The organism is Streptomyces sp. NPDC005485 (assembly GCF_040606085.1).
Taxonomy (GTDB): domain Bacteria; phylum Actinomycetota; class Actinomycetes; order Streptomycetales; family Streptomycetaceae; genus Streptomyces.
The window spans coordinates 24,881-39,575 of sequence record NZ_JBEXDZ010000038.1; the positions used below are offsets into that span (position 1 = coordinate 24,881).

At 69.0% G+C, this 14,695-nt stretch carries 13 protein-coding genes; 1 reads left to right on the top strand and 12 read right to left on the bottom strand.

What is annotated here, in order from left to right; translation table 11 throughout:
* Positions 1-67: 67 nt before the first annotated feature.
* The 9 genes from pssA to ABZS97_RS15700 form a co-directional block, all read right to left on the bottom strand.
* Positions 68-922, bottom strand: coding sequence for a CDP-diacylglycerol--serine O-phosphatidyltransferase (gene pssA, locus ABZS97_RS15660; protein WP_356137855.1), 855 nt, complete (start codon positions 920-922; stop codon positions 68-70).
* A complete protein-coding gene (locus ABZS97_RS15665; protein ID WP_356137857.1) occupies positions 909-1,565 on the bottom strand; it encodes a phosphatidylserine decarboxylase in 657 nt (218 codons plus the stop codon). The genes pssA and ABZS97_RS15665 overlap by 14 nt, the downstream gene beginning before the upstream one ends.
* 170 nt (positions 1,566-1,735) lie before the next feature.
* Positions 1,736-2,941: an acyl-CoA dehydrogenase family protein gene (locus ABZS97_RS15670; RefSeq protein WP_356137859.1), complete on the bottom strand. Its 1,206-nt coding sequence runs from the start codon at positions 2,939-2,941 to the stop codon at positions 1,736-1,738.
* Between the two features lie 2 nt (positions 2,942-2,943).
* Complete coding sequence (locus ABZS97_RS15675; RefSeq protein WP_100591523.1) at positions 2,944-3,456, bottom strand: MaoC family dehydratase; 513 nt, start codon at positions 3,454-3,456, stop codon at positions 2,944-2,946.
* A gap of 5 nt (positions 3,457-3,461) precedes the next feature.
* A complete protein-coding gene (locus tag ABZS97_RS15680; protein ID WP_356137862.1) occupies positions 3,462-4,427 on the bottom strand; it encodes a CoA ester lyase in 966 nt (321 codons plus the stop codon).
* Complete coding sequence (locus ABZS97_RS15685) at positions 4,424-6,451, bottom strand: protein meaA (RefSeq protein WP_356137864.1); 2,028 nt, start codon at positions 6,449-6,451, stop codon at positions 4,424-4,426. The genes ABZS97_RS15680 and ABZS97_RS15685 overlap by 4 nt, the downstream gene beginning before the upstream one ends.
* Before the next feature lie 9 nt (positions 6,452-6,460).
* Positions 6,461-7,798 (bottom strand): crotonyl-CoA carboxylase/reductase, encoded by a 1,338-nt coding sequence (ccrA, locus tag ABZS97_RS15690; RefSeq protein ID WP_356137866.1) that lies wholly within the window; start codon positions 7,796-7,798, stop codon positions 6,461-6,463.
* Between the two features lie 436 nt (positions 7,799-8,234).
* Complete coding sequence (locus ABZS97_RS15695; RefSeq protein ID WP_356137868.1) at positions 8,235-9,047, bottom strand: TetR family transcriptional regulator; 813 nt, start codon at positions 9,045-9,047, stop codon at positions 8,235-8,237.
* 160 nt (positions 9,048-9,207) lie between these two features.
* Positions 9,208-11,013: a 3-hydroxyacyl-CoA dehydrogenase family protein gene (locus tag ABZS97_RS15700; RefSeq protein ID WP_356137870.1), complete on the bottom strand. Its 1,806-nt coding sequence runs from the start codon at positions 11,011-11,013 to the stop codon at positions 9,208-9,210.
* Positions 11,014-11,439: 426 nt separating this feature from the next.
* Between ABZS97_RS15700 and ABZS97_RS15705 the strand changes: the two genes are divergently transcribed.
* Positions 11,440-12,015: an adenylosuccinate lyase gene (locus tag ABZS97_RS15705; RefSeq protein WP_356137872.1), complete on the top strand. Its 576-nt coding sequence runs from the start codon at positions 11,440-11,442 to the stop codon at positions 12,013-12,015.
* 7 nt (positions 12,016-12,022) lie between these two features.
* Here the strand turns inward: ABZS97_RS15705 and ABZS97_RS15710 are convergent, their stop codons facing one another.
* From ABZS97_RS15710 to ABZS97_RS15720, 3 genes are read right to left on the bottom strand one after another with little or no spacing between them, the layout of a single operon-like run.
* Positions 12,023-12,535, bottom strand: a complete 513-nt coding sequence (locus ABZS97_RS15710; RefSeq protein ID WP_356137919.1) for a GNAT family N-acetyltransferase — start codon at positions 12,533-12,535, stop codon at positions 12,023-12,025.
* A gap of 20 nt (positions 12,536-12,555) precedes the next feature.
* A complete protein-coding gene (locus ABZS97_RS15715) occupies positions 12,556-12,954 on the bottom strand; it encodes a RidA family protein (RefSeq protein WP_356137874.1) in 399 nt (132 codons plus the stop codon).
* A 54-nt stretch (positions 12,955-13,008) separates the two neighbouring features.
* A complete protein-coding gene (locus tag ABZS97_RS15720) occupies positions 13,009-14,589 on the bottom strand; it encodes an alpha/beta hydrolase (RefSeq protein ID WP_356137877.1) in 1,581 nt (526 codons plus the stop codon).
* Positions 14,590-14,695: the final 106 nt, after the last annotated feature.

The following is a 14,695-nucleotide window of genomic DNA, read 5'->3' on the forward strand; positions in this document are numbered from 1 at the left end:
GGGCCCGTACACGCGAAGGGCCCCGAACCGTGTGGTTCGGGGCCCTTCGTCCGTCGTGCGACCGCCGCTACGGCAGCTGCGCCGCGCGCGCCTCACGCCGGTTGTCGCGGAAGTTGTTCACCCGCCGTGCCGTGGCGAAGAGCGGGATCACCGCGCCGAGCACCAGCTGGAGCGCACAGCCCGTCTGGAGCAGCAGAGCGCCGCCGGGGGCGTCGAAGGCCCAGGCCGCCAGGAGAGCCATCCCGGAGACGATCCAGGAGACCATCGCGATTGCGAGCGGACCTCGCGGCTTCGGGTACTCGACCCGGCTCACCATCAGCCACGCCGTGCCGATGATCGCCAGCAGCGTCGCCACGAAGGGCAGCTCAAGGAGCACGATCGACACGACCGTCAGTGCCCCGAACGGCGAGGGCATGCCCTGGAACGTGCCGTCCTTCACCGTCACACAGGAGAATCTCGCGAGTCTGAGCACGACGGCGAGCAGCACCACGATGGCCCCCACCGCCGCCACCCGCTGGTGCGCGTCGTCCGCGACCATGCCGTAGACCAGGACGAAGTACGCCGGGGCCAGACCGAAGCTGATCAGGTCGGAGAGGTTGTCCAGTTCCGCGCCCATGGGGGAGGAGCGCAGCTTGCGGGCGACCAGACCGTCGAAGAGGTCGAAGACCGCCGCGCACAGCATCAGGATGACCGCCGTGGCGGCCGAGTGGCGGGCCATGCCCGTCGACTCGTCGTTGCCCGTCAGGTGCGGGATGAGGATCCCCGTGGTGGTGAAGTACACCGCCATGAAGCCGCACGTGGCGTTACCGAGGGTGAGGGTGTCCGCTATTGAGAGACGGAGCGAGAGGGGCATCTCGTCCTCGTCGTCCTCGACGGCCTCCGGCACCCAGCCGGCCTGTGTCTCAGGATCAATCACGGTCAATTCGAGTCACCCCAGCCACGGTCTTCTGACCGACCTCCACATCGACCTCGACACCCTCGGGGAGGTAGATGTCGACGCGCGAGCCGAAGCGGATCAGGCCGATCCGGTCGCCCTGCTCGACCTTCGTGCCCTGCGGGAGATACGGCACGATCCGACGGGCGACCGCGCCGGCGATCTGGATCATCTCGATGTCGCCGAGTTCGGTGTCGAAGTGCCAGACAACGCGCTCGTTGTTCTCGCTCTCCTTGTTGAACGCCGGAACGAACCCGCCCGGGATGTGCTCGACCGACGTCACCGTGCCGGACAGCGGCGCGCGGTTGACGTGGACGTTGAGCGGGCTCATGAAGATCGCGACGCGGGTGCGTCCGTCCTTCCACGGCATGATGCTCTGCACCACACCGTCAGCGGGCGAGATGACCCGGCCCTGGGTGATCTCGCGCTCGGGGTCGCGGAAGAACCACAGCATGCCCGCAGCGAGCGCGGTGGCGGGTACGGCCACGGCCCTGGCGGCGCCGGAGCGGCGCGCGCGGACCAGGCTGAGTGCTGCGGTGGCGACGGTCGGGAGAAGCCACGGCGATGCTCCGCGCGCGAGGCGTACGCCTGCCAGGCTGTCGCGAGGTGCAGAGGTTTGGCTGTGGGGCATGGATGACCTTCGTAGCGGATGATGCCGCGCTGTGACAGGGGACGGCGGCTTTCCCGGGATCGTACCGGTCGCGGACCACAACTGGGCAAGCCAGGAAGCCGAGTCGACGGCCGAAGAGTGTTGACGGGGTGTGATCTTCTTCTCGAAGAAAACACCCCGAACCCGGACATCTAGCCCTGGAGTCGATACTCTTCGAGCAGCCTGCGCCCGATGATCATTTTCTGGATCTCGGCGGTACCTTCACCGATCAGCAGCATCGGCGCCTCACGGTAGAGGCGCTCGATCTCGTACTCCTTGGAGAAGCCGTAGCCGCCGTGGATCCGGAAAGCGTCCTCGACTACTTCCTTGCAGTATTCGGAGGCGAGGTACTTCGCCATCCCTGCTTCGAGGTCGTTTCGTTCACCGGAGTCCTTTTTGCGTGCTGCATTCACCATCATCGCATGAGCGGCCTCGACCTTGGTAGCCATCTCGGCGAGCTTGAACTGAATGGCCTGGTGCTGGGCGATCGCCTTGCCGAAAGTGTGACGTTGCTGGGCGTAGGAGACACCGAGTTCGAAAGCACGCTGCGCGACACCGCAGCCACGTGCCGCCACATTCACGCGGCCGACTTCCACTCCGTCCATCATTTGGTAAAACCCTCGGCCGGTGGTCCCGCCGAGCACACGATTGGCCGGAATGCGCAGTCCGTCCATGATGAGTTCGGTCGTGTCGACGCCCTTGTAACCCATCTTGTCGATCTTCCCGGGGATGGTGAGGCCGGGGCGGACCTCTCCGAAGCCGGGCTCCTTCTCGACGAGGAAGGTCGTCATCGACTTGTGGGGCGCCGTGCCCTCGGGGTGTCCTTCATCACTTCGGACGAGAACGGCAACCAGCGTTGACGATCCGCCGTTCGTCAGCCACATCTTCTGACCGTTCAGGACGTACTCGTCGCCGTCCTTGACCGCCTTGGAGGAGATCGCCGACACGTCCGAACCAAGGGCCGGCTCCGACATCGAGAACGCGCCGCGCACCTCGCCGAGCGCCATGCGCGGCAGGAAGTAGTCCTTCTGCTCCTGTGTGCCGTGCTGCTTGAGCATGTACGCCACGATGAAGTGCGTGTTGATGATGCCGGAGACCGACATCCAGCCGCGGGCGATCTCCTCGACGCACAGTGCGTACGTCAGGAGCGACTCGCCCAGACCGCCGTACTCCTCGGGGATCATCAGGCCGAACAGGCCCAACTCCTTGAGCCCGTCGACGATCTGCTGGGGGTACTCGTCGCGGTGCTCCAGCTCGGTCGCGACCGGGATGATCTCCTTGTCCACGAAGTCGCGGACGGTGGAGAGGATCTCCTGCTGGACGTCGGTGAGACCGGCGGTCTGGGCGAGTCGCGCCATGGCTACTTCTCCTGCTCCTTGAGCTGGGGGCGGCCGGGCTGCTCGCCGCCGCGCTCCTTGATGTACGTCTCGGTGGGGACCATCACCTTGCGGCGGAACACGCAGACCAGCGTGCCGTCCTGCTTGTAGCCCTTGGTCTCCACGTAGACGATCCCGCGGTCGTTCTTCGACTTCGAGGGCGTCTTGTCGAGGACCGTCGTCTCGCCGTAGATCGTGTCGCCGTGGAAGGTCGGCGCCACATGACGCAGCGACTCGATCTCCAGGTTGGCGATCGCCTTGCCCGACACGTCCGGCACGGACATCCCCAGCAGCAGCGAGTAGATGTAGTTGCCGACTACGACGTTCTTGCCGAAGTCCGTCGTGTTCTCCGCATAGTTGGTGTCCATGTGGAGCGGGTGGTGGTTCATGGTGAGCAGACAGAAGAGGTGGTCGTCGTACTCGGTGACCGTTTTTCCGGGCCAGTGCTTGTAGACCGCGCCGACCTCGAACTCCTCGTAGGTGCGTCCGAACTGCATGGTGCTCAGGCCTCCGGGGCTTCGAACTTGGACGTGCGCTGCATGCCGGCGGCCCGGCCCTTGCCGGAGATGACGAGCGCCATCTTGCGGCTGGCCTCGTCGATCATCTCGTCGCCGAGCATCGCGGAGCCCTTCTTGCCACCCGCCTCGGAGGTGTAGAAGTCGTACGCGTCCAGGATCAGCTCGGCGTGGTCGAAGTCCTCCTGCGACGGCGAGAAGATCTCGTTGGCCGCGGCGACCTGGTCCGGGTGCAGTACCCACTTGCCGTCGAAGCCGAGCGCGGCGGCGCGCTGCGCGACCGCCTTGTAGCCCTCCGGGTTGCGGATCTGCAGGTAGGGACCGTCGATCGCCTGGAGGTTGTTGGCGCGGGCGGCCATCAGGATGGCCATCAGGATGTAGTGGTACGCGTCCGCGCCGTAGCCGGGCGGCTGCTCGCCGACGACCAGCGACTTCATGTTGATGGAGGCCATGAAGTCGGCCGGGCCGAAGATGATCGTCTCCACGCGCTGCGAGGCCGTCGCGATCGCGTTGACGTTGTTCAGACCCTGGGCGTTCTCGATCTGCGCCTCGATGCCGATCTTGCCGACCTCGAAGCCCATCGTCTTCTCGATCTGGGTCAGCAGCAGGTCGAGCGCCACGATCTGCTGGGCGTCCTGGACCTTCGGCAGCATGATGCAGTCGAGGTTCTGGCCGGCGCCCTCGACGACCGTGACGACATCGCGGTACGTCCACTCGGTCGTCCAGTCGTTCACCCGCACGACCCGCGTCTTGCCCGTCCAGTCGCCCTCGTTGAGGAACTTGACGATGGTGTGCCGCGCCTCGGGCTTGGCGAGCGGCGCGCACGCGTCCTCCAGGTCGAGGAAGACCTGGTCGGCGGCCAGGCCCTGCGCCTTCTCCAGGAAGCGGGGGTTCGAGCCGGGCACGGCCAGGCAGGAACGCCGCGGACGCAGGCGGTTGACGGGGCTGGTCATGCGAGGACCTCCAGGGGGTCGAGCTTGTTCGCTTTGCGGATCTCGTCGACGATACGGCCGATGATTCCGGTGATGTCGAAGTCCTTCGGGGTGAACACCGCGGCCACTCCGGCGGCCCGCAGCTGTTCGGCGTCGGCGTTCGGGATGATCCCGCCCGCGATCACCGGGATGTCGGTCGCACCGGCCTCGCGGAGCCGGTCGAGGACGTCCGGCACCAGCTGCGCGTGCGAGCCGGACAGGATGGACAGGCCCACGCCGTGCACGTCCTCCGCGAGGGCCGCGTCCACGATCTGCTCGGGCGTGAGCCGGATGCCCTGGTAGACCACCTCGAACCCGGCGTCGCGGGCCCGCACGGCGATCTGCTCGGCACCGTTGGAGTGCCCGTCCAGGCCCGGCTTGCCCACCAGGAAGCGGAGCTTGCCGACGCCCATCTCCTTGGCGGTCAGGTCCACCTTGCGCCGCACCAGGGCGAGCGCGGTGCCCTCCTCGGCGGTGACCGCGACGGGCGCGGACGACACACCGGTGGGGGCCCGGAACTCGCCGAACACCTCGCGCAGGGCGCCGGACCACTCGCCGGTCGTGACGCCGGCGCGGGCGCACTCCAGGGTGGCCTCCATGAGGTTGCCGGTGCCCTGCGCGGCCTCCTTCAGCTTCTCCAGCGCCTTGCACGGGCGCGGGTGGTTGAAGGGCGGCTGGTAGCGGGTGTCGCGCCAGTCCTTGAGCGCGGAGGTGACGCGTGCCTCGACCGCCGGGTCGACCGTCTGGATCGCGGCGTCCAGGTCGGCCGTGAGCGGGTTCGGCTCGGTCGACTCGAAGATGTTCACGCCGATGATCTTCTCGGCGCCGCTCTCGATCCGGGCCCGGCGCTCGGCGTGCGAGGCGACGAGCTGCGACTTCAGATAGCCCGACTCGACGGCCGCCATCGCGCCGCCCATCTCCTGGATGCGGTCGATCTCGGCGAGCGACTCCTCCATCAGGGAGGTCACCTTGGCCTCGATGACGTGCGAGCCCTCGAAGATGTCCGCGTACTCCAACAGGTCGCTCTCGTAGGCGAGCACCTGCTGCATGCGCAGCGACCACTGCTGGTCCCAGGGCCGGGGCAGGCCCAACGCCTCGTTCCAGGCCGGGAGTTGGACGGCACGCGCGCGTGCGTCCTTGGAGAGCGTCACGGCCAGCATCTCCAGCACGATTCGCTGGATGTTGTTCTCCGGCTGCGCCTCGGTCAGACCGAGGGAGTTGACCTGGACGCCGTAGCGGAAGCGCCGGTGCTTGGGGTTCTCGATGCCGTACCGCTCGCGCGTGATCTTGTCCCAGATGCGGCCGAACGCCCGCATCTTGCACATCTCCTCGACGAAGCGGACGCCGGCGTTCACGAAGAAGGAGATACGGGCGACCACGTCCCCCTTCTGGTCCTCGCGGATCTGGCCGGACGCGAACACCGCGTCCAGCACGGCGATCGCGGTGGACATCGCGTACGCGATCTCCTGGACCGGGGTGGCTCCCGCCTCCTGCAGGTGGTAGCTGCAGATGTTGATCGGGTTCCACTTGGGGATGTTGTTGACGGTGTAGCAGATCATGTCCGTCGTCAGACGGAGCGAGGGGACCGGCGGGAACACGTGCGTGCCCCGCGACAGGTACTCCTTCACGATGTCGTTCTGGGTCGTGCCCTGGAGCTGGGCGATGTCCGCACCCTGCTCCTCAGCGACGACCTGATAGAGCGCCAGCAGCCACATGGCGGTGGCGTTGATCGTCATCGAGGTGTTCATCTGCTCCAGGGGGATGTCCTGGAAGAGACGGCGCATGTCACCGACGTGCGAGACCGGGACCCCGACCCGGCCCACCTCGCCGCGGGCGAGGATGTGGTCGGGGTCGTAGCCGGTCTGCGTCGGCAGGTCGAACGCGACCGACAGGCCGGTCTGACCCTTGGCGAGGTTGCGCCGGTACAACTCGTTGGACGCCTCGGCCGTGGAGTGACCGGCGTACGTCCGCATCAGCCACGGCCGGTCCTTCTGGCGCTCTGTCATCAGTCGACCTCAGATGTTCCGGAAGCGGTTGATGGCGTCGATGTGCTGGGCGCGCTTCTCCTCGTCGCGCACGCCGAGGCCCTCGCCGGGGGCGAGCGCGAGCACGCCCACCTTGCCCTGGTGGAGGTTGCGGTGCACGTCGTACGCGGCCTGCCCGGTCTCCTCCAGGGAGTACACCTTGGAGAGCGTCGGGTGGATCTTGCCCTTCGCGACGAGGCGGTTGGCCTCCCAGGCCTCGCGGTAGTTGGCGAAGTGCGAGCCGATGATCCGCTTCAGGGACATCCACAGGTAGCGGTTGTCGTACTCGTGGTTGTAGCCCGAGGTCGAGGCGCAGGTGACGATGGTGCCGCCCTTGCGGGTGACGTAGACGGAGGCACCGAAGGTCTCGCGGCCCGGGTGCTCGAAGACGATGTCCACGTCCTCGCCGCCGGTCAGCTCACGGATGCGCTTGCCGAAGCGCTTCCACTCGCGCGGGTCCTGGTTGTGCTCGTCCTTCCAGAACCGGTAGTCCTCGGCGTTGCGGTCGATGATCGCCTCGGCGCCCATCTTCCGGCAGATGTCCGCCTTCTGCTCGCTGCTCACGACACAGATGGGGTTGGCGCCGCCGGCCAGCGCGAACTGCGTGGCGTACGAGCCCAGGCCGCCGCTGGCGCCCCAGATGAGGACGTTGTCGCCCTGCTTCATGCCGGCGCCGTTGCGGGAGACCAGCTGGCGGTACGCGGTCGAGTTCACCAGACCGGGAGCCGCCGCCTCCTCCCAGCTGAGGTGGTCCGGCTTCGGCATCAGCTGGTTGGACTTGACGAGCGCGATCTCGGCGAGGCCGCCGAAGTTCGTCTCGAAGCCCCAGATGCGCTGCTCGGGGTCGAGCATCGTGTCGTTGTGGCCGTCGGAGGACTCCAGCTCGACGGAGAGACAGTGCGCGACGACCTCGTCACCGGGCTGCCAGGCGTTCACGCCGGGGCCGGTGCGCAGGACGACGCCCGCGAGGTCGGAGCCGATGACGTGGTACGGGAGGTCGTGGCGCTTGGTGAGCTCCGAGAGGCGCCCGTAGCGCTCCAGGAAGCTGAAGGTGGAGACGGGCTCGAAGATCGAGGTCCACACCGAGTTGTAGTTGACCGAGGAGGCCATCACGGCCACCAGGGCCTCGCCCGGGCCGAGCTCCGGCACTGCCACCTCGTCCAGGTGCAGTGACTTGCGGGGGTCCTTGTCGCGGGTGCTGAGGCCGGCGAACATCTCCGCCTCGTCCTTGTGCACGGTGACCGCGCGGTACGACTCGGGGAGCGGCAGAGCGGCGATGTCGGCGGAGGTCGACTCCGACGACTGAATCGCGTCCAGGATTTCCTTCACGGTGTTGCCTCCGGCGAAAGGCGTCTTGAGGGGAGACGCTGAGGGTTACGTCGGTGTGCTGCTGTGGTGTGAGGGTGTGCCGTCGGTTCGGCGAAGGTGGTGCTACGGCAGCGCTTTGTGGCGCGAAGGGTGCCTGTGACGCAGGCGTCCGGGCGCGCTCGCCAGTGGCTTGCGGGGACAGCCGACGTACGAAAGGTCTCTGCACGCCGGCCGCCCGGACAACATCAACGTATGGCACCGCGTGTCACCTGGCAAGGCACGCAGTGCCATAGGTTGCGCTCAGGTGAAATCTTTACGTAACACCTGAGCGATGATCGATCAGGCGGGGGTGCAAAAACGCCGGACGGGGCGTTTTCGGCCCGTCCGGCGAGGGGGCGAAAAGCCTGTCCGGCGTTTGAGGACAAGCGGCGGAGCTGCGGTTCTGTGACGGAAGTGACTACGACCGTTCCCGCAGCGCCTGCTCGATGGTTCGCATGACCTGCTCCAACGGGGCGTCGACCCGGGCGACGGTCACCAGGACATCCCCCTCCGTGAAGGAGGAAGCGGGCGCAGGCAGCGGCGCGGCCTCGTGCCCGGCGCCTATACCGGTTCCGAACGTCTTCTGCACGATCGAGAACGCGTGGTCGAGCTGGGCCTCGACATCCCCCTGGCCACCGGCCCGCAGCCAGCGCCGCAGTACGTGGTTGTGGGCGGTGACCACGGCCGACGCGGCGACCTCCGCCAGCAGCGGGTCGTCGTTGGCGTCGTCGTCGTGGGCGTGCTCGTCGAAGTGGCCGAGGAGATAGCGGGTGAAGAGGCGTTCGTAGCGGGCGACCGAGGCGATCTCACGCTCGCGCAGGGTGGGCACCTCGCGGGTGAGCCGGTAGCGCTCGACGGACACGGCCGGGGAGGCCGCGTACATCTTCATGACTTCCTTGATGCCGCGGCACACGGTGTCGAGCGGGTGTTCGTGCGCGGGGGCCGCGTTGAGCACCGCCTCGGCGCGCACCAGGGTGTCGTCGTGGTCGGGGAAGATCGCCTCTTCCTTGGAGCGGAAGTGGCGGAAGAACGTGCGGCGCGCGACACCGGCCTGGGCGGCGATCTCGTCGACGGTGGTCGCCTCGTACCCCTTGGTCGCGAACAGCTCCATGGCCGCGGCCGCCAGCTCCCGGCGCATCTTGAGCCGCTGGGCGGCGGCGCGTGTGCCGGCGGCACTTTCCGGTGCGTCGGTCGTAGCCGGTGTACGTGAGGACTTGGCGGGCTGGGACATGACCCGAACGTACTGCATGGGCGCAGGAGAGCGCTCATGACCGGGGGTTCCCCCGCCCTGGCTGGGCGGGGGGTCGCAGGACAGGGCGGGCGGGAGATGGCCGCCCGGGTCCAGGAGCCCGCCCCAGTCGGCGGACTCCCTGTACCGGTCCTCGCCCGGCTCAGCGCCGGGCATATTCGCGGAAGCCGCGGCCCGTCTTGCGGCCGAGGCAGCCCGCGGCCACCAGGTGCTCCAGGAGCGGCGCCGGGGCGAGGCCCGGGTCGCGGAACTCGCGGTGCAGCACCTTCTCGATGGCCAGGGAGACGTCCAGGCCGACCACGTCCAGCAGCTCGAACGGGCCCATCGGGTAGCCGCCGCCCAGCTTCATGGCGGCGTCGATGTCGTCGAGGGTCGCGTAGTGCTCCTGCACCATCTTGATCGCGTTGTTCAGGTACGGGAACAGCAGCGCGTTCACGATGAAACCGGCGCGGTCGCCGCAGTCCACCGGGTGCTTGCGGATCTTCGTGCAGACCTCGCGGACCGTGGCGTGCACATCGTCCGCGGTCAGCACGGTGCGCACGACCTCGACCAGCTTCATCGCCGGGGCCGGGTTGAAGAAGTGCATGCCGATCACGTCCTGCGGGCGCGAGGTGGCGCGGGCGCAGGCCACCACGGGCAGCGAGGAGGTGGTCGTGGCGAGGATCGCGCCGGGCTTGCAGACCTTGTCGAACGCGGCGAAGAGCTGCTGCTTGATCTCCAGGTCCTCGGCCACGGCCTCCAGGGCCAGGTCGACCTCGGCGAAGGCGTCGTAGGAGCCGGCCGGGGTGATCAGGTCCAGGGTCGCGGCGGCGGCCTCGGCGGTCATCCGGCCCTTGTCGACGGAGCGCGCGAGCGACTTGCCGATCCGGGCCTTGGCGGCCTGTGCCTTCTCCTCGCTGCGGGCGGCGAGGACCACCTCGTACCCGGCCTTCGCGAACACCTCCGCGATACCGGACGCCATGGTCCCGGAGCCCGCGACACCGACCGAGCGGATCGTGCGTCCGGAGGTCAGGGCGGCGCCCTCCTGCGGCGTCAGCGCGTCCTGCACGACGGTGGCGCTGCCGGGGGCCTCGTACGTGTAGAAGCCGCGCCCCGACTTGCGGCCGGTCAGGCCCGCCTCGCTGAGCTGCTTGAGGAGGGGGGCGGGCGCGTGCAGCCGGTCGTGCGACTCGGCGTACATGGCCTCCAGGACCGTGCGCGCGGTGTCGATGCCGATCAGGTCGAGCAGGGCGAGCGGGCCCATGGGCAGACCGCAGCCGAGCTTCATCGCGGCGTCGATGTCCTCGCGGGAGGCGTACTTGGCCTCGTACATCGCCGCTGCCTGGTTGAGGTAGCCGAACAGCAGCCCGTCCGCGACGAAGCCGGGGCGGTCACCGACCGCGACGGGCTCCTTGCCGAGGTCCACCGCGAGGTCGGTGACCGCGGCGACGGCCGCGGGCGCGGTCAGCACGGACGAGACGACCTCGACCAGCTTCATCGCCGGGGCCGGGTTGAAGAAGTGCAGTCCGAGCACGCGTTCCGGACGGGCGGAGTCGGCCGCCAGACGCGTCACCGAGAGGGCGTTGGTGCCGGTCGCGAGGATCGTCTCCGGGCGCACGATGCCGTCGAGCGCGCGGAAGACCTGCTGCTTGATCTCGTACGACTCCGGGACCACCTCGATGACCAGGTCGGCGTCGGCCGCCGCCTGCAGATCGGTGAACGTCCGGAAGCGGGCCAGGACGTCGCCGCGCTCCTGCTCGGTGAGACGGCCGCGCCCCACGGCGCGGGCGGTGGAGGTTTCGAGCGAGACGACCGCCTGGGCGGCCGCGGCCTCGCTGACGTCGATGCCGATGACTTCGCGGCCGGCGCGAGCCAGGACCTCGGTGATGCCGGTGCCCATGGTGCCGAGGCCGACGACGGCGACGGTCTTGAGCGTGGACAGGGAGGGGTCGGACAGGGGAGCGGCCATCGCGGGACTCCAGGAAGAGGGTGACGACTGAGAGGTACGCACGCAGGTGCGCCGACGGGCGCACGAAGTGCGGCAGATGCGGGTGTTGCCGGGCTGACGAGCGCACACGCCCGGTGCCGTCGGCGGGCGCGAAGCACATGCGCCCGGAGAACGGTGAAAACCGACCGGCCCTGTCCCAAGCCGCGTCGTACTGTCGTGCTGAGGTACCTGAAGTACCGAACCGACTGCTCCCGCGGCAGCTGCGTCACCAGGCCACCGCGAGTAAAGAGGCGAGTGGGTAACTCGCTCGTCTGAGCTTAACTCGCCGGTAACGAGCACGCCACCCCCCGAGTTTGTGATGTACGTCCCCGCCGCTCCAGCAGGCCTCCAGGGGGTGTACCGCGGGCACCGCACAGGACTTTCAAAACACCCCCTAGGCTCGGCGGCATGGACGAAGAGTTGCGATCACTCACGGAGCGTTTACGCGGCGAGGCGGGGGCCTCGGTGGCATACGAGCACCTCGTGGCGACCGACGACCTCGACGAACTGGCGGCCGTGCTGACCGCCCCCGGGCAACCCCTGTGGGCCAGGGAACTGGTCGCCTTCCGGCTGGGGATCGCCGGGGACCCGCGGGCCTTCGAGGCGCTCGTCCTGCTGCTCAACCACCGCGAACCGCAGCGCTGCGCGTCCGCCGCGTACGCCCTCGCCCGGCTCGGCGATCCGCGCACCGCCCGCGCCGCGGCGGCGCTCGCCACCAACGAGCTGCGCGTCGCCTACGCGCTCCATCCCGTACGGCTGCTTGCCGCGCTGCGCGCCCCCGAGGCCGTGCCCGCCCTGATCACCACGCTGCAGCGCCGGCTCCGGCCGCATGATCCGTACCGCCGGGTCGCGCTCGCCTGTATCGACGGCCTCGGCGCGATGGGCGACGCACGCGCGAGGCCCGCCCTGACCGAGGCGCTCGCCCATCCGGCGCTCGCCGAGGCGGCGGTCCACGCACTGGCCCGGCTGCCCGTCGAGCGATGAGCCCGCCTCAGCCGGCCCCGCCGCCGGACAGCGCCCGGGCGTACCGCACCTCGGGCACCGCGTACCCGTTCGCCTCGAACGGCTCCTCGGCTCCGTCGGGACGAAACCCTGCCCGCTCGTAGAAGCGGCGCGCGCCGGTGTTCTTCTTCAGCACCCACAGCAGCATCCGCGGATACCCGTCGGCGGTGCACCGGGTGGTGGACTCCCGCAGCAGGGCGCGCCCCACTCCGGTGCCGACGTGCTCGGGATGTGCGTAGATCGCGTACAACTCGGCATCCGCGGTGCGGACTTCGCCGTCCCGGTACGGGCCGTGGCAGGCCCAGCCGATGACTTCGCTGCCCTGCTCGGCGACCAGGTGCACGATGCGCGAGTCGCCCGATGCGAAGTGCCTGCGCCGCCGCTCGGCGTCCTCCGTCACGCTCATCGCGTCGAGGTACGACCGTGGTACCAGGCCCGGGTAGGCGGTCTGCCAGCCGCGGACGCGGATCTCGGCGACGCGGTCGCAGTCGGCCACGGTCATCTCCCGGACGCGCAGAGCGCTCACGTAGCGAGCACCGCGTACGCCTCGATCTCCATCAGGAACTCGGGGCGGACGAGCGCCGCGACCTGGACGGCCGAGGCGGCCGGGAGGCGGTCGTCGGGTATGTGCTCGGTGCGGGCCGCCCGGATCGCGGGCATGTGGGCCATGTCCGTGACGAAGAAGGTGAGTTTGACGACGTCGTCGAAGCCGGCCCCGGCGGCGGCCAGGCAGCGGCGCAGGTTCTCGAAGACCTGCCGGGCCTGTGCCGCCGCGTCGCCCTCGCCGACGAGCTCGCCGCTCTCGTCCAGGGCGAGTTGTCCGGAGACCGCGACGAAGCGGCCGCTCCCCATGACGACATGCGTGTACGCGGCGGCGGGGGCGACCCCGTCGGGGGCGGGAATCCTGGTCAGCTCACTCATGGGTCCAGAGTGGACCATGGCACTGACAACGCCCCCAACGGGTTTTCGCGGTTCTCAGCCGCGGAAGCCGAGCAGCCCGTGCAGGGCCGAGCCGCGCGAGGAACCGGACGCCGCCTTCGTGGTCCGCGGCTTCGGGTCGGGCCGCTTCTCGCACACCGCGTCGACCTCGCCACCGCTGTGCGGCACCGTGCCGTCCTTCAGATACGCCGCCAGGTACTTGTCCAGGCAGGCGTTCCCGCTCAGCGTGATCCCGTGGTTCCCGCCGCCCTGCTCGACGACCAGACCGGAACCTGCCAGCAGGCGGTGGACGGTGACCCCGCCCTCGTACGGTGTGGCCGCGTCGTTCGTGGCCTGGAAGAGCAGTGCCGCGGGCAGCTCGTCGTTGGACACGTCCACCGGCTCCAGGGTGTCCGTCGGCCAGAACGCGCACGGTGCGTTGTACCAGGCGTTGTTCCACGCCATGAACGGTGCCTTGTCGTACACCGCCCAGTTGTCCTCGCGCCACTGGTTCCAGTCGCGCGGCCAGGACGCGTCCCGGCACTGCACCGAGGTGTAGACGCTGTAGCCGTTGTCACCGGAGGCGTCGACGGCGGCGAAGTGCTCGTACGCCTCGACCAGCGGGGCGGCGTTCCTGTCGTTCACGTAGGCCGCGAACGCCTTCGCGAGGTGGGGCCAGTAGCCGTTGTAGTAGCCGCCGGGCATGAAGGTGTCCTCCAGCTCGGAGGCGCCCACCTTCTTTTGGGCGGGCTTCCTGGCGAGCGCGGCCCGCATCCTGTACCACTTGGCCTCGACCTTCGCGGGGTCGGTGCCCAGCTTGTACGTCGCGTGGTACTTGGCGACCCACGCCATGAACGCCCGGTGGCGGTCGTTGAAGGCGTGGTCCTGCTGCATGTTGTCGTCGTACCAGGTGCCGGTGGGGTCGACGACGGAGTCGAGCACCAGGCGGCGGACGCGGTCCGGGAAGAGCCTCGCGTACACGGCGCCCAGATAGGTCCCGTAGGAGTAGCCGAAGTAGCTGATCCGCTCGGCGCCGAGCGCGTGCCGGATCGAGTCCATGTCACGGACCGCGCTCACCGTGTCGATGTACGGCAGGACGCCCTTGTACTTGGTCCCGCACGCCGCGGCGAACGACCGGGCCCGCTTGAGGTTCGCCTCTTCCAGCGCGTGGGTGAGCGGTACGGAGTCCGGGCGCACCGCGTCGAAGTGGCCCGGCTCGCAGTCGAGCGCGGGCTCGCTCCTGCCCACACCGCGCGGGTCGAAGCCGATGACGTCGTACTGCGCGGCCACCGACCTGGGCAGCGAGGACGCCACGTATCCGGCGAGCGTCAGTCCGCTCCCGCCGGGCCCGCCCGGGTTCACCAGCAGAGGGCCCTGGTACGTCTTCGCGGTGTGCGCGACGCGCGACAGCGCGAGCGTGATCCGGCGGCCGTCGGGACGGTTGTGGTCGAGCGGCACCTTCAACGACGCGCACTGCAGCCTCGGATAGGCCGTGGTGCCGCACTTCTTCCAGATCACCTTCGCCGTGCGGGCGGAGGGCACGGCGGCGGGGCCCGCGCTCGCGTCGGCCGGGACCGCGACCACCATCGCGGCGACCACCGCGGCGGCACCGCACAGCGCGGCTGCTCTTGACTTCATGAGGCCTCCCGGAAACGGAGGATGGTGAGCCGTGCTCACCACGGCCTTCGCCGCATCGTTCCGGAGCGGCCGCCCGAAAGAACTGGTTCCCACCAGAGTTGACCCG

Bases quoted from the DNA above. Each gene is read 5' to 3' on its own strand.
- ABZS97_RS15665 (WP_356137857.1), bottom strand. From the start codon at position 1,565: ATGCCCCACAGCCAAACCTCTGCACCTCGCGACAGCCTGGCAGGCGTA.
- ABZS97_RS15680 (WP_356137862.1), bottom strand. From the start codon at position 4,427: ATGACCAGCCCCGTCAACCGCCTGCGTCCGCGGCGTTCCTGCCTGGCC.
- ABZS97_RS15695 (WP_356137868.1), bottom strand. From the start codon at position 9,047: ATGTCCCAGCCCGCCAAGTCCTCACGTACACCGGCTACGACCGACGCA.
- ABZS97_RS15675 (WP_100591523.1), bottom strand. From the start codon at position 3,456: ATGCAGTTCGGACGCACCTACGAGGAGTTCGAGGTCGGCGCGGTCTAC.
- ABZS97_RS15710 (WP_356137919.1), bottom strand. From the start codon at position 12,535: ATGACCGTGGCCGACTGCGACCGCGTCGCCGAGATCCGCGTCCGCGGC.
- ABZS97_RS15715 (WP_356137874.1), bottom strand. From the start codon at position 12,954: ATGAGTGAGCTGACCAGGATTCCCGCCCCCGACGGGGTCGCCCCCGCC.
- ABZS97_RS15700 (WP_356137870.1), bottom strand. From the start codon at position 11,013: ATGGCCGCTCCCCTGTCCGACCCCTCCCTGTCCACGCTCAAGACCGTC.
- ABZS97_RS15685 (WP_356137864.1), bottom strand. From the start codon at position 6,451: ATGACAGAGCGCCAGAAGGACCGGCCGTGGCTGATGCGGACGTACGCC.
- ABZS97_RS15720 (WP_356137877.1), bottom strand. From the start codon at position 14,589: ATGAAGTCAAGAGCAGCCGCGCTGTGCGGTGCCGCCGCGGTGGTCGCC.
- ABZS97_RS15670 (WP_356137859.1), bottom strand. From the start codon at position 2,941: ATGGCGCGACTCGCCCAGACCGCCGGTCTCACCGACGTCCAGCAGGAG.
- ABZS97_RS15705 (WP_356137872.1), top strand. From the start codon at position 11,440: ATGGACGAAGAGTTGCGATCACTCACGGAGCGTTTACGCGGCGAGGCG.